Source organism: Rhizobium sp. 05L419 (assembly GCF_056397845.1).
Window position 1 is genome coordinate 44,715 of the sequence record NZ_JBFTOF010000026.1, and the last position, 14,193, is coordinate 58,907.

Consider the following 14,193-nt stretch of genomic DNA (forward strand, 5'->3'; position numbering starts at 1 on the left):
CCAATCTGAAAATCAATGGTAGTCGGGAATGCCGGGCATCGTGTGGAAGCCCTTCAATGTGCGGAAACGGCGGATCCAACGGCGCAACGCCGGGTACTCGTCGTGATCCACACCGTAGTCGCGGCTGAGTGCAAAGGATGGAAAAAGGGCGACGTCGGCAAGCGTCGCACGGTCGCCGACAAACCACTCCTTGCCGTCGAAACCGCGCGCGGTCATATGATCATCCATGGTGCGGAAGGCCTTGCGCGCGTTGGCGCGCAGTGCCCCTTCGTCGCCACTGGTATCGAAAAGCGCCTGCAGCCGGGCCTCAATGGCCGGTGCTAAGGCGACTTCGGAAAAGCCAAGCCACATCGAGACCTGGCCGAAGGCTGAAGCATCGTCCGGTAGCCAGCGCTTTGCCGGATCACGAGCCTTGGCGAGATAGAGAAGGATTGCCGCCGTGCCGTGGAGTACGAGGTCGCCATCGCGAAGGACCGGTAACGTGCCGAGCGGGTTCAACGCCAGCATCGGCGGTTTCTTCTGCTCCCCGCCGGGGAACATGTCGATCGCGATCGTCGTCCACTCCAGGCCGAGCATGGAGAGCAGCAGACGGGCGCGGTAGCTCGATTCATCAAGCTCGTAATTATAAAGCGTGATCTTCGACATCAGGCGAACTCCACCGCGCAAGGCGCGGCCAGTTCGAGGTCGAAGCGGAGATTTTCTGCCCATTGGGCATAATGCTTCTGCTTGGCGCCGCCAAATATAGCCGGCGAACCCGAGATAACGATGTGGACGGCTGTTTTTGTCTGCGCCATTGCCTGGAAGGCAAAAAGCAGCACGTCGTCGCCGAAAACAAGCTTGCCCGCCTGCTCGCCGAGGGTCGTCATGCCCGCCTGTTCGAACGCCGCCCGGACATCGCCGCTCGCGCGATCGACGTATAGGCTTCTGACGGGCGTGATCGTCGCGGCAGGGCCTGCATCCGGAAATGGGCATTCGGATGCGGTCGTCGTCCAGACGATCCCATATTCTTCTTGCACCTGATAGGTCGGAACCTTGATCGTGTCGGGAACCTCCAACGTCGGGTGAGCCGGAATGTAGCGACAATGCCCGGCGGTGTCGTATTGCCAGCCGTGGTAGAGACAGGCGATGTGATCGCCGCGCACGAAGCCGAAGCTCAAGCGCATGCCACGATGCGGACAGCGGTCTTCCCAGACATGGGCATTGCCGCTGTTGTCGCGCCAGACGACGATCTCGCTGCCTTCGACAATGGCGCCTGTGGATGTCCCGGCCTCGATCGACGATGACAACGCAACCGGTACCCATCCCTCATACAGTTTCATGGTTCACTCCTGTTCGCATCGCTGCGCGTTCGATATCCAGAATGATGCAATCATAAGGGCCGAGGCTGCAGGCCATTTCAAAGGCGTCGACCAGATCCTCCTGCCCTTTCACCGACAGCGTAGCCGAAGCGGCGTCGCAAGCACCGACGTCGATCTCGAGGTCCAGCCTGCGAGCCCGATGGAGCGCAAATTCGGTGAAGCTTTCGCATACGATCTTCCCCCGGAACGTGAAGCGCGCAGCTTGCGTCACACCGGACATTGTCTGTTCACCGCCCACATCCGTCCCACCTCGCGCCTCGGAATCAATCACTATGCACAAATAATATGCATGCTTTACTTTTGTGCATTTTAGGCATTCTCTGGATGGGATTTCAAGAGACTTTGCGCAATTGCTTGTTGCCTTTTGCGCAGTTCGATCATCCCCAAATCAGCCCTATTTCGAACAATGGCGATTTGCCGGCATTGCTGCGCTTGCTTGCTTTCGACGGCCCTCCGCTTTGCGAAAGGGCGTCCGCAGCATCGTCCGCTGCCTCCTTCAGCACGTCTAGCGCTCGCCGCGACGATCGCCGCGCGGGGTAGCAAGCGGTTATCCCAAGACGACTGAGATGGTGCGCGGCAACTGGCATAATTGTTGCGTTTGAAACAGCAGGGCCGACAAGGCCGAGGATCGCAAGCGCGGCCACCAGCGCCAAAGCCAAAAGGGGATACCATGATTGATTTGCGTACGCTTTCCCGCCGGAAATTTCTGAACATGAGCGCTGCCGGCGCAGCCGCCATGATGCTGCCCGCCGGTCTTGCCCGCCAGGCGCTTGCCGCCTCGCCGCTGCCCGCGATCAAGGAGGAAGACGCAGTGATCGGCTTCGGCCATGTCGGCCCGATCTCCGACGAAGGCTGGACCTGGGCGCATCATCAAGGCCTGCTTGCCGTTAAGGAAGCATATCCGAAGCTCAAGAAGGTCCTGGAAGTCGAGAACATTCCCTACTCCGCCGATGCGACGCGTACCTACCGCCAGTTCGTCAGCGAAGGCGCCAATCTGATCTTCGACACGTCGTCGAACGGCGATTTCCTGCATGAAGTGGTCAAGCGCGCCACGGACGTTGCATTCATGGAGTGCAACGGCCACGTCACGATGGACAATCTCGGCTGGTACTATCTCGCGCACTGGTACCCGACCTATGTCCTCGGTGTTGCCGCCGGCCATCTGTCGAAAACGGGCAAGCTCGGCTATGTCGCTTCCTTCCCGGTCGCTTCGGTCTACGCCTCGACCAACGCCTTCCTGATGGGCGCGCGCACCGTCAACCCGAACGCAACGGTCCAGACGATCGTCATCAACTCCTGGTTCGACCCGCAGGCGGCAACGCAGGCCGGCACGGCCTTGATCGACAACGGCTGCGACTTCCTCTTCGGCATCATGGACGAAGCGGGCTACCTGCAGGTCGCCGAAAAGCGCGGCGTCTGGGCAGCCATGTGGAACACCGACATCCGCCGCTACGGCCCGAACTCCTACGTCTCGTCGATCCTCATCGACTTTTCCAAGTTCTACGTCGAACAGGTCGGCAAGCGCCTTGCCGGCACCTGGACGCCGAGCGAGCAGCTGTTTGCGATGGGCGCTGGCGTCGACCGTGACAAGTGGGGCGAAAAGGTTCCGGCCGACGTCGCCGCCGCCGCCGACGCCGTGCGCGACAAAATCATGGGCGGCTGGTCGCCCTTCGTCGGTGAGCTGAAGGACGCCACCGGCAAAGTGCGCGTCGAGGCGGGCCAGAAGATGACCGAGCTCGAGCTTTACAACTGGGATTGGTCGGTCGAGGGCGTTGCCGGCCTCTCCGCCTGATCGGGCCTCCCAAGCCAAGAGCCCGGCCGTCCAGGATCGGCCGGGCTCCCCGCCTTCACGCTCCGGTGCCACTCCATGACTGAAAACGCCACACGTTATTCGCCCCCTCCGGGCACCCCGCCTCTCGTCCAGCTGAAAGGCATCGCCAAGTACTTTCCCGGCGTCATCGCCAACGAGAATGTCGATCTCGACGTCCTGCCCGGCGAAATCCATGCGCTGCTTGGCGAAAACGGTGCTGGAAAGTCGACGCTGATGAACATCCTGACGGGCATCTACCGGGCGGATGCGGGCGAAATCATCATCGACGGATATGCCAAGGAGTTCGCAACGCCGCTGCAGGCGATCGGCGCCGGCATCGGCATGGTGCATCAACATTTCAAGCTCGTTCAGGCCTTCACGGTCGCCGAAAACATCCATCTCGGCTGGTCGGAAACACCACGCCGCGCCTCCGCGCAGGTGCTGGAACAGCGCACTGCGGCGCTCGCTTCCAAATTCAATCTCCAGACCCACCCCGGCACCCGCGTCAGCGACCTGTCGACCGGAGAACAGCAGCGGGTCGAAATCCTGCGCGTGCTGGCCCGCCAAGCCCGCGTCCTCATTCTCGATGAGCCGACGGCTGTGTTGACGCCGGCCGAAGCACGAGAGCTGTTCAAGGCGCTGCGAGAATTCGTGGCCACCGGCAACGCCGTGATCTTCATCAGCCACAAGCTCGACGAAGTGCTCGAGATTTCCGACCGCATCAGCATCCTGCGCGGCGGTCGCAAGGTTGCCACGGAAAACACACGTGACTGCAATCCGCGCATGCTCGCCAAGCTCATGGTCGGCCGTGACATCGTGCTTGCCGACATGCGTCAGCGCCCGGCAGGTGCAGCGCCGATGTCGGCGATGCCGGTGCTCTCGCTCGAAAATGTCTCGGCGATCGGCGACGGCGGCAACGAGGCGCTGCACGGCATCTCGCTTGAGGTGCGCGCAGGTGAGATCGTCGGTGTTGCGGGTGTCGCCGGCAACGGCCAGCGCGAACTGAGCCAGGTCCTGACCGGTATCCGCCCAGTAAGCGCGGGTCGGCTACTGCTTGGCGGCAAGCCTGTCGAAAAGAGCGACGCTGCGGCCTTTGCCCAAAGCGGCATCGGTCACATTCCGGAAGATCGCCTCCACAGCGGCCTTGCTCCGGCACTCAGTGTCACTGTCAACGCGGTCATGCGCGAATACAAGAAGCCGCCGGTCTCGTCGGGCGGCAGTTACAGACAGGGGGCTGCCACGGCGCTCGCCAAGGAAATCGCCGCCGCCGCCGAAGTCGCCATCCCCGATTTCGGCATGCCGATCCGCAATCTCTCGGGTGGCAATCAACAGCGCCTGGTCGCCCGGCGCGAGATGCGCATCGCCGACAAGGTGTTGATTGCCGCCTACCCAAGCCGTGGTCTTGATGTGGGCGCCATCAACACGATGCTGCGCTACATCGTCGAGCTGCGCGATGCGGGCGCCGGCATCGTTCTCATTTCCGAAGAGCTCGAGGAACTGCTCAACCTCTCCGACCGCATTGCCGTGCTTTATGAAGGAAAGATCATGGGAATCGTCGACAACGAAAAGACCGATATCGACGAAATCGGCCTGCTGATGGGTGGCCGCACCCAGGCGCGCGAGGTTGCGTAATATGGCAGCCTCCTTCCGCCTCCAGCGCCTTCCCTCGGCGTCTCCCGGCATTGCGCTTGTCGCCCGCGCCGCCGCCATCGTCCTGGCTCTCGTCTCCGCCGGCGTCATCCTCGCCGCCGCAGGGGCAAACCCGATCGAGCTCGGCTCGGAGGTCATCGGCGCCAGCTTCGGTTCCAGCTTCGGCATCGAAGATCTCGGCGTGCTGGTGATCCCGTTGATCCTGACCGGGCTCTCGGTTGCCATGGCCCAGCAGATCGGCGCATGGAACATCGGCGCCGAGGGCCAATTCTACGCTGGCGCCTTCGGCGCGGCTGCCGTCGGTCTCTTCGTGCCCGGGCCACCCGCCTTGATCCTGGTGCTGATGTTCTTGGCGGGGCTTGTCGGTGGAGCCCTCTGGATCCTCATTCCGACGCTTGCCCGCGCCTATGTAAACGTCAACGAGTTGATCACCACTCTGCTTTTGAACTTCGTGGCCATCCTCCTGGTCTATTTCGTCTCGACCAATGCCTGGCGCGATCGCATGGCGAACTCCGCGACGCCGCGTCTCTCGGCCGAGATTCCGGAATTCTGGGGTTCGGTCCACTGGGGACTGCCGATCGCCATCATCGTCGCGCTCGCCGTCGCCGGACTGCTTGCCTTTTCGCGCTGGGGCTATGAGGTCCGCCTCGTCGGCTCCAATCCCTCCGCCGCCAAATACGCGGGCATGCCCGTCCGCCGCCACCTTGTCACCGTCATGCTTTTGTCCGGCGCGATCGCCGGCCTCGCCGGCATGCTGGAGATCGCCGGAACGGTGCACCGACTGCAGGGCGGCATTTCCAACAATTACGGCTATCTCGGCATCATGGTCGCGGTGCTTGCGCGAAGCTCCGCCGTCGGCGTCATCTTCTCCGCTGCCCTGATGGCCTTCATCCTGAACGCCGGGATCATCCTGCAGACGCAGGGGCTGACCACATCCACGGTGCTCGCGATCACCGGCCTCATCCTGTTCCTGACCGCGATCGGCGACGAGCTTGCCCACTATCGCATCGCCCGCGACAAGGCTTGAAGGAGACGACCATGGACCTCTTGACCGGCCTTTTCACCACAGCCTTTCTGGCAGGCGGCGTGCTGGCACTGGCAGCGCTTGGCGAAGTCCTTGCCGAACGCGTCGGTGTCGTCAATCTCGGCGTCGAGGGCCTGATGGCGATGGGGGCGCTGACGGCGATCGCAACCGTCGCCGCCATTCCCTCGCCTGCCATCGGCTTCCTCGCCGCACTCGTCGTCGGTGCGCTCTGCGGCATGCTCTTCGCCTTCGCAACTGTCATCCTGCGCGCCAACCAGGTGCTCTGCGGCCTCGCACTGACGTTGATGGGCAGCGGCATCGCCTCGACCATCGGGCGTGCCTATTCGGGCATGCCGGCGCGGGCTGTCTTCTCGCCGATCGAAGTGCCGCTCCTGAGTAAGATCCCGATCCTCGGTCCCGCCTTCTTCTCGCAGAACATCCTCGTCTACCTGATCTACATCATCCTGCCGGTCGGCCTGAACTACATCATGTTCCGCACCCGCCACGGCCTCAACCTGCGCGCCGTCGGTGAAAACCCGGCCGCAGCCGATGCCGCCGGCATTTCAGTGAACCTGATCCGCTTTGCCTATGTCACCGCTGGCTCGGCGTTGGCGGCAGGTGCCGGCGGCTATCTGACGCTCGCCTTCGTTCCCTCCTGGTCGGACGGCGTCGTCGCCGGCCGAGGCTGGATTGCCGTCGCGCTCGTCATCTTCGCCGGCTACCGGCCCATCCCGGCCGTCCTGTCGGGCCTGCTCTTCGGTTTCATCACCGCGCTCGGCTTTGTCGGCCAGGCGCGCGGCTGGCCGATCGCCCCCGCCTTCCTCTCCATGCTGCCATATCTCGGCACCATGGCCTTCATCATCGTGCCGGTCCTTGCGTGGCAGCGCATGCGTCGGATCATGGCCGCTCCCGCTGCCATCGGCGTACCCTACTACCGCGACGTCCGATAAATACCGGAAACGACATGACCGCTCTTGTTGTAAGGAACATCGACTATCTCGCCACCTTCGATGACGAAGCGCGCGAGATCAGGACGGCGCATTGCTGCTGCGCGACAACGTCATCGAGGCCGTCGGAACGGCCGTGAGATCGTCGCGAACGGCGAGTTTCGACATTTGGATGTGGACGGGCTGCTGGCAAGCCACCAGACTGTGATGGACCGCATCTATGACCAATGAAAGCGAGCGTCCCATGAGCCGGTGTTCAGACAAGGCAGCCCTCAACGAGTGGTATCCGCTTGGCACAGAGACGGAGATTGCGTTCGGCCAATCGGCCATGCGGTTGTTGGGCACCGATCTCGTACTCTACAGAGCGACCGATGGAACGATTGTCGTGACTATCGACGGCTGCATCGCGCCGCTACCGATCATCAAACGCTTCGGCCTTGTCTGGACGACGCTCGGCGAGCCGAAGGGCGGCCTTTTCGCGTTGCCGGAGGCCGACGAGGAAGACCGCCGCGTCGTCAATTGCGGCGCCGTCATGGTGCGCGCCTCTGGGCTGCGCATCATCGAGAACTTCCTCGACATGGCGCATTTCCCCTTTGTCCATACGGATATTCTCGGTGCCGAGCCGCATACCGAAGTCATGCACTACAACGCCGAAATCCGCCGCGACGTCGACGAGGTCTGGGCGACCAACTGCCAGTTCTTCCAGCCGCAGGCCGCCCTTTCGGCGACCGACGGCATCATGACGGATTACACCTACCGGGTGATGACGCCGTTTGCGACGCTGCTCTACAAGACCTGCCCGAATGCGGCCAACCGTTGGGACGTGATCTGCCTGTTCGTGCAGCCGCTCGAACCCGATCGCTGCATCGCTCATCCCGTCATGTTCCTGATCGACGATGTCTCGACCACCACCGAACTCCTGCATTTCCAGCAACTGATCTTCCTGCAGGACCGCATCATCCTGGAAAACCAGCGTCCGGCCTTGCTGCCGATGGAAGCGCGCGCCGAAATCCCCACTCGCGCCGACGCAAGTTCGATCGCCTACCGCCGCTGGCTGAAGGAAAAGGGCATCACCTACGGCACAACGGCGACGGCAGCCTGACAATATGAGCAATCCCGATATCGCCATCATCAACGCCACCATCCTGCCGATGGGCGGCGCAGGCAAGATCGGCAACGGCAGCTTGACGATCTCTGGCGACTGGACGCTTCGTCTGCGCAGCGTCAGAGAGGCCGGCATCACGGTCGGGCTGGCGACCGACGGGCCGGCAAGCCACAACGCGCTTGATATGTTCCAGGAGATGAAGTTCGCCGGCATGATCCACAAGGACAAGACTGCCGACGTGGAGTTCATGAAGACCGGCGAACTTCTGGAGCTGGCAACGACGGGTGCTGCCGCTGCCATGAACCGGCCGGAAACCGGTGCCCTTGCCGCTGGCAAGAAGGCTGACGTGATCATCGTCGATCTCGACAAGCCGCATTGCCTGCCGGTCTTCGACGAGACGGCGGCACTCGTTTACTCGGCGCGCGCCGACGATGTGGTCACCACCATCTGCGGCGGACGGATCTTGATGGAAGAACGCGTGCTGCCCGGCATAGACGAGGCGGAAATTCGCCATAGATTTCGCGAGGGCGCACTTGCACTGAAGAATCGAAGCATGAATTGAATTGGGGGACATGCACGTGGATTTGCGTAACAGGACAATCTGCGCCTCCGGCTTTCATGCACCCGAGCGTGGCGCGATCGACATTTTGCAGGACGTGCTGATCGCCATTGGCGCTGACGGCAGGATCGAGGCGATCCATCGGCCGGGCGATCCCAACTATCGCACCCTTCGCGATGCACGAGAAGAGACCGGCGAACTCGTGACCCTGCCGCCCGGTTCCTTTCTGCTGCCCGGTTTTGTCGATCTGCACGTCCACGCGCCGCAGTATCCGCAGCTCGGGAGCGCCCTCGACGTGCCGCTTGAGGTCTGGCTGCAGACGTACACCTTCCCGCTCGAAGCCCGCTATGAAGACCTGGCGTTTGCGCGCCGCAGCTACGGCCTTCTGGTCGAGGACCTGTTGGCGAACGGCACGACGACGGCGCTCTATTTTGCCACCATCCACCAGGAGGCGACGCGCGCGCTGGTCGATACCTGCCTCGACAAAGGCCAGCGGGCGCTGATCGGCAAAGTGGCGATGGACAATGCCGACGAATGCCCGGACTATTATCGCGACGCCTCGCCCGAAGCGGCGATCTTGGGAACGCGCGCCCTGATCGACTATGTGAGAGCTCATCCGGAAAACGGCGAAGGCCGCGTTTTGCCGGTTGTAACGCCCCGGTTCATTCCGTCGTGCACTGATGCGACGCTCGAAGGTCTCGGCGCCATCGCCAGGGAATGCGGCTGTCATGTCCAGACGCATTGCTCGGAAAGCGACTGGGCACATAGCTACGTGCTCGCACGCCACGGCGCGACCGACGCCGAAATGCTGGACCGCTTCGGCCTGCTTGGGCGCCGCAGCGTTATAGCCCACGCAAACTTTCTGACGGCCGGCGACTTGGAGCGTGTGCGCCTCCGCGAGGCGGCCGTGGCACATTGCCCGCTGTCGAACGTCTATTTCGCCAATGCAGTGTTTCCGTTGCGGGCCGCACTGGAGAAAGGGCTGCATGTCGGTCTCGGTACCGACATTTCCGGTGGTCCGAGTGCCTCGATGCTGGAAAACTGCCGTGGCGCGATCCTGGTGTCGCGGGTTCTCGAAACTGGAGCCGACCCGAACCTCGCAGCCGGCGCCCGCTCTGCCTTCGGCCCGGCACAGATCGATTTTCGCGATGCATTCTACCTCGCAACGGCAGGCGGCGGCATAGCACTCGATCTTCCCGTCGGCCAGTTCCAGCCCGGCTACCAGTTCGACGCCATCGTGATCGACACCAGGGCGGAGAAGGGGTCCGTCCGGCTCTTCGAGGAACTCGACGCCGGCGACCAGATCCTGCAGAAGATCATTTACACGGCCTCGAAGGCAAACATCTCGGCCACCTGGGTCGGCGGAATGCATATCCGGCTGCCTTGATGACGAGCATCCCTCATGGTTTTCGCGACGCTCAGCCGCGGAACATCTCAATGATCGCGGAGAAGTCGCGGGCGCCGTTTCCTTGCTTTTCGAAGAGCGAAAACAGCTGCGCGGCCTCCGCGCCGAGCGGCGTAGACGCTCCGCTCGAAAGGGCTGCCTCCTGCGATAGCCGCAGATCCTTCAACATCAGCGCGGCGGCAAACCCCGGTTTGTAGTCGTTGTTGGCGGGGGATGTCGGAACCGGGCCCGGCACCGGGCAATACGTGTTGATCGACCAGCATTGACCCGACGAGGTCGACGCGACGTCGAAGAGCGCCTGATGCGAAAGTCCAAGCTTTTCTGCGAGCACGAAAGCTTCGCAGACGGCGATCATCGATATGCCGAGGATCATGTTGTTGCAGATCTTGGCCGCCTGCCCGGCACCTGCCTCGCCGCAATGGACGATCTTCCTACCCATCGCCTCGAGGATCGGCTTGGCCTTTGCGAAGCTCTGCGGCGACCCGCCCGCCATGAAGGTCAGCGTACCGGCTGCAGCGCCGCCGGTGCCGCCCGAGACCGGCGCGTCAAGCGAAAGGCAGCCCGCGGCTCTCGCCATCTCGTGAGCCTTGCGCGCGCTGTCGACGTCGATCGTCGAGCAGTCGATCACCAGCGTTCCCGAAGGCACAGACCCCAGGATGTCCGTCCAGGCACTCAGCACATGCTTGCCTTGCGGCAGCATCGTCACGATAGCCTCGGCATCCGCAACGGCCTGGCTGATGTGGCTTGCGGGCTGAATACCGCTTGCTTCGGCTGCCTGCAGCATCGGCGCCGCAAGATCAAAGCCAGTCACCTGATGGCCTGCTTTGACGAGGTTTGCCGCCATCGGCCCGCCCATGTTGCCGAGACCGATGAATGCGATCGTTGCCATGTCGCTCTCCTATCTTTTGTCTGTCGGGATCATCGCCGCCGCTTCTGCAGCGATCGATCCACATGATGCGATCCGGCCATGCTCAGCGGCGGTAGACGAAGCCCAGTTTGCGGCCAATCCGAGAGGCATACAATTCGCCGATGACACCGCGCCGGAAGACCAGCACGCAAACCATGAAGACGACGCCCGTGATGATCGTGACCGGGAATTCCGACGTCGCCAGATAGTTCTCCAGCGTGACGACCAGGCCTGCGCCGAACAGCGGACCGATCAGCGTCCCTATGCCGCCGAGCAGCGTCATCAGGATCACCTCTCCCGACATCTGCCACGCGACATCCGTCAGCGTGGCAAACTGGAAGACGATCGACTTGACCGCGCCTGCCAGTCCCGCCAAGGCAGCGGACATGACGAAGGCACCAAGCTTGTATCGCGCCACGGAATAGCCGAGCGAAATGGCCCGCTGTTCGTTCTCACGGATAGATTTCAGGATCATTCCGAAAGGCGAATTGATGAAGCGCCAGATGATCAGCACGCCGATGACAAACACCGCCAGCACAAAATAATACATGTTGGTCGAGCTGTTGAGATCGATGACGCCGAAAAGGTGGCCGCGCGGCACCGACTGGATGCCGTCTTCGCCGTGGGTAAACTCGGCCTGCAGGCAGAAGAAGAAGAACATCTGCGAGAGCGCCAGCGTGATCATTGCGAAGTAGATGCCCTGACGGCGGATCGCGAAAAAGCCCATGACAAGCCCGAGGAAGGCGGCGCCTGCGACGCCGATGAGAATGCCAAGTTCCGGCGACAGTCCCCATTCCTTTACTGTGTAAGCCGTGAAGTAGGCCGCGCCCCCGAAAAAAGTGGCATGGCCGAAGGAGAGAAGACCGGTATAGCCGAGCAGCAGGTTGAAGGCGCATGCAAAGAGCGCGAAGCAAAGCAGCTTCATCAAAAAGATCGGGTAGAAGAAGAACGGCGCCAGGAGCAAAAGCAGCAACCCGATCACGAGGAAGCCTGCCTGCAGCGAAGAGCCTGCGCGGCGCTTTTCTGAGTGGATCGCCTGGGTGATCTCAGTCATCTCACGCATCCCGGCCAAAGAGGCCCGCGGGCCTGATGAGAAGCACGATCGCCATGATCACGAAGATCACGATGTTGGAGGCTTCCGGATAGAAGACCTTGGTCAGGCCCTCCGCTATACCGAGCATGTAGCCGGTGACGATGGCCCCCATGATCGACCCCATGCCGCCGACGACGACCACGGCAAACACGACGATGATCATGTTGGAGCCCATCAGCGGCGAGACCTGATAGATGGGCGCGGCAAGCACGCCGGCGAAGGCAGCGAGGCCTGCGCCGAGCGCGTAGGTCAGCGTCAACAGCAGCGGAACATTGACGCCGAAGGCCTGAACGAGGGTCGCATTTTCCGTGGCCGCCCGCAGGTAGGCCCCGAGCTTCGTCTTCTCGATCAGCAACCACGTGCCGATACAAACGACAAGCGACATGACCACAACCCAGCCGCGATAGATCGGCAGGAACATGAAGCCGAGATTGACCGCGCCCGCAAGCGCCGGCGGCTGCGCATATGGTTGGCCAGAGGAACCATAGAGATAGCGGAAGGTTCCTTCGACCGCGAGCGCCAGACCGAACGTGAAGAGCAGGCCATAGAGCGGATCGAGATCGTAGAGATGCCGCAGGAACAGACGTTCAACCACCGCACCGGCGAGGCCGACGATGACCGGCGCAAGCACTAACGACGGCCAGTAGCCGATGCCGAGGTAGGCCAGCAGCAGATAGGCGACGAAGGCGCCCAACATATATTGCGCGCCGTGCGCGAAGTTGATGACGCGCAGCAGGCCGAAGATGATGGCGAGGCCGAGGCTGAGCAGCGCATAAAACGAGCCGTTGATCAGGCCGATCAGCAGCTGGCCCATGAATGCCTGCAGGGGAATTCCGAAGATCATCATCCGATCACACTCCCAGAACCTTGTGCAGCGTATCCATGCGCTGCGGCAGTTCGCCGACGGGGAATTCCGATACCATCTGTCCGTGATCCATAAGATAGAAACGGTCGGCGATCCGGCTAGCGAAACGGAAATTCTGTTCGACAAGCAGGATGGTCATGCCACGCTCCTTGAGCTTCTTCAGCACTTCGCCGATGCGCTGGACGATGACCGGTGCCAGGCCTTCGGTCGGCTCGTCGAGAAGCAGCATGCGAACACCGGTGCGCAGAATGCGGGCTATCGCCAGCATCTGCTGCTCGCCACCGGAAAGCTTGGTGCCGGAACTGTTGCGCCGTTCGTAGAGGTTCGGAAAGAGTTCATAGATCTCCTCCACCGTCATGCCGCCTTGCGCAACGACGGGTGGCAATAGCAGATTTTCAGAGACGGTCAGCGTCGAGAAGATGCCACGCTCTTCCGGAACGAAGCCGATACCCTTGTGCGCCGTCTTGTGCAGCGGCACTTGCATCATGTCCGCACCGTCGAAGCTGATCTTGCCCTTGCGGGCCCGTACAATACCGGTGATCGTGCGCAGTGTCGTGGTCTTGCCGACGCCGTTGCGGCCAAGGATGGTGATCGTCTCACCCTCGCCCACCCGCATGTCGACGCCGTGCAGGATGTGGCTTTCGCCGTACCAGGCATTCAGTCCCTGAACGTCCAGAAGCGTGGTCATCAGCCTTCCTCCGTTCCCATGTAGGCCCGCCGAACCTGTGGGTCGGCACTGACCGTCGCATAGTCGCCCTCGGCAAGGATCTCGCCGCGCTGGAGCACGGTCACCTGCTGGCAGATGTTGGCGACAACGGAGAGATTGTGCTCGACCATGAGAACAGCACGGTCGCGCGCGACATCGCGGATGATGGCGGAGACGACGCTCACGTCCTCCTGCCCCATGCCTGCCATCGGCTCATCGAGCAGCAGCACCTTCGGATCGAGTGCCAGGGTCGTGGCAATTTCGAGTACCCGCTTGCGGCCATAGGAGAGGTCGGCGGCGAAGCTGTCGCGCTCCCTGGCGAGGCCGACTTTGGCCAGAAGCTGCTCGGCGCGGGCATTCAACCGATCAAGTGCCGAGACCGGGCGCCAGAACTGGGTCGACAGGTGGTTCGGCCGCTGCAGGGCGACACGGACATTGTCGAGCACCGTCAGATGCGGAAAGACCGCAGAGATCTGGAAGGAGCGCACGAGGCCCATGCGTGCAACCTTGTCGGGCGGCGTCCTGGTAATGTCGGTTCCCATCAGCGTGATCGTGCCCGAAGTCGGCTGCAGAAACTTGGTCAGCAGGTTGAAGACCGTCGTCTTGCCGGCGCCGTTCGGGCCAATCAGCGCATGCACGCTTGCATCATGCACATCGAGATCGACGTCCTTCACCGCAGTGAAACCACCAAAATCGCGCCGAAGGCCACGGGCGGATAGAACCACCCGCGGCTTCGATTGACTGTCTGTCGTGGAGACCACCAT

General features: G+C 62.2%; 16 protein-coding genes. 8 read left to right on the forward strand and 8 right to left on the reverse strand.

The annotated features are described in order from the left end of the window. Nucleotides 1–12: 12 nt before the first annotated feature. Genes AC1DMK_RS25315 through AC1DMK_RS25325 form a run of 3 tightly spaced genes read right to left on the reverse strand, consistent with a single transcriptional unit; the run spans nucleotide 13 to nucleotide 1,578 of the window. Nucleotides 13–645, reverse strand: a complete 633-nt coding sequence (locus tag AC1DMK_RS25315; protein WP_477862994.1) for a glutathione S-transferase family protein — start codon at nucleotides 643–645, stop codon at nucleotides 13–15. Continuing rightward, nucleotides 645–1,319 carry a Rieske 2Fe-2S domain-containing protein gene (locus AC1DMK_RS25320; RefSeq protein WP_477862996.1) on the reverse strand — a complete coding sequence of 225 codons (675 nt, stop codon included), beginning with the start codon at nucleotides 1,317–1,319 and terminating at the stop codon, nucleotides 645–647. The genes AC1DMK_RS25315 and AC1DMK_RS25320 overlap by 1 nt, the downstream gene beginning before the upstream one ends. Beyond that, nucleotides 1,306–1,578: a hypothetical protein gene (locus AC1DMK_RS25325; RefSeq protein ID WP_477862998.1), complete on the reverse strand. Its 273-nt coding sequence runs from the start codon at nucleotides 1,576–1,578 to the stop codon at nucleotides 1,306–1,308. The genes AC1DMK_RS25320 and AC1DMK_RS25325 overlap by 14 nt, the downstream gene beginning before the upstream one ends. Nucleotides 1,579–2,028: 450 nt before the next feature. Here AC1DMK_RS25325 and AC1DMK_RS25330 point away from each other — a divergent pair, with 450 nt between their 5' ends. From AC1DMK_RS25330 to guaD, 8 genes are all read left to right on the forward strand, one after another. Further along, a complete protein-coding gene (locus AC1DMK_RS25330; protein WP_477863000.1) occupies nucleotides 2,029–3,150 on the forward strand; it encodes a BMP family ABC transporter substrate-binding protein in 1,122 nt (373 codons plus the stop codon). 75 nt (nucleotides 3,151–3,225) lie between these two features. After that, complete coding sequence (locus AC1DMK_RS25335) at nucleotides 3,226–4,800, forward strand: ABC transporter ATP-binding protein (RefSeq protein ID WP_477863002.1); 1,575 nt, start codon at nucleotides 3,226–3,228, stop codon at nucleotides 4,798–4,800. Nucleotide 4,801: 1 nt separating this feature from the next. Then, entirely contained in the window at nucleotides 4,802–5,845 is a 1,044-nt protein-coding gene (locus AC1DMK_RS25340; protein ID WP_037060150.1) for an ABC transporter permease, read from the forward strand. An 11-nt stretch (nucleotides 5,846–5,856) separates the two neighbouring features. Further along, nucleotides 5,857–6,792 carry an ABC transporter permease gene (locus AC1DMK_RS25345; RefSeq protein ID WP_477863004.1) on the forward strand — a complete coding sequence of 312 codons (936 nt, stop codon included), beginning with the start codon at nucleotides 5,857–5,859 and terminating at the stop codon, nucleotides 6,790–6,792. 14 nt (nucleotides 6,793–6,806) lie between these two features. Continuing rightward, nucleotides 6,807–6,929, forward strand: a complete 123-nt coding sequence (locus AC1DMK_RS25350; RefSeq protein ID WP_477863006.1) for a hypothetical protein — start codon at nucleotides 6,807–6,809, stop codon at nucleotides 6,927–6,929. Nucleotides 6,930–7,033: 104 nt separating this feature from the next. Further along, nucleotides 7,034–7,891 (forward strand): aromatic ring-hydroxylating oxygenase subunit alpha, encoded by an 858-nt coding sequence (locus AC1DMK_RS25355; RefSeq protein ID WP_477863008.1) that lies wholly within the window; start codon nucleotides 7,034–7,036, stop codon nucleotides 7,889–7,891. A gap of 4 nt (nucleotides 7,892–7,895) precedes the next feature. Next, complete coding sequence (locus tag AC1DMK_RS25360) at nucleotides 7,896–8,456, forward strand: amidohydrolase family protein (protein ID WP_477863010.1); 561 nt, start codon at nucleotides 7,896–7,898, stop codon at nucleotides 8,454–8,456. A gap of 16 nt (nucleotides 8,457–8,472) precedes the next feature. Further along, nucleotides 8,473–9,840, forward strand: a complete 1,368-nt coding sequence (guaD, locus tag AC1DMK_RS25365) for a guanine deaminase (protein ID WP_037060427.1) — start codon at nucleotides 8,473–8,475, stop codon at nucleotides 9,838–9,840. Between the two features lie 31 nt (nucleotides 9,841–9,871). Here the strand turns inward: guaD and mmsB are convergent, their stop codons facing one another. The 5 genes from mmsB to AC1DMK_RS25390 form a co-directional block, all read right to left on the reverse strand. Beyond that, nucleotides 9,872–10,747, reverse strand: a complete 876-nt coding sequence (gene mmsB / locus AC1DMK_RS25370; RefSeq protein ID WP_477863012.1) for a 3-hydroxyisobutyrate dehydrogenase — start codon at nucleotides 10,745–10,747, stop codon at nucleotides 9,872–9,874. Nucleotides 10,748–10,829: 82 nt separating this feature from the next. Further along, entirely contained in the window at nucleotides 10,830–11,819 is a 990-nt protein-coding gene (locus tag AC1DMK_RS25375) for a branched-chain amino acid ABC transporter permease (RefSeq protein WP_477863014.1), read from the reverse strand. Between the two features lies 1 nt (nucleotide 11,820). Next, a complete protein-coding gene (locus tag AC1DMK_RS25380; RefSeq protein WP_037060428.1) occupies nucleotides 11,821–12,702 on the reverse strand; it encodes a branched-chain amino acid ABC transporter permease in 882 nt (293 codons plus the stop codon). Between the two features lie 7 nt (nucleotides 12,703–12,709). Next, nucleotides 12,710–13,411 carry an ABC transporter ATP-binding protein gene (locus AC1DMK_RS25385; RefSeq protein ID WP_477863016.1) on the reverse strand — a complete coding sequence of 234 codons (702 nt, stop codon included), beginning with the start codon at nucleotides 13,409–13,411 and terminating at the stop codon, nucleotides 12,710–12,712. Next, nucleotides 13,411–14,193 (reverse strand): ABC transporter ATP-binding protein, encoded by a 783-nt coding sequence (locus AC1DMK_RS25390; RefSeq protein ID WP_477863018.1) that lies wholly within the window; start codon nucleotides 14,191–14,193, stop codon nucleotides 13,411–13,413. The genes AC1DMK_RS25385 and AC1DMK_RS25390 overlap by 1 nt, the downstream gene beginning before the upstream one ends.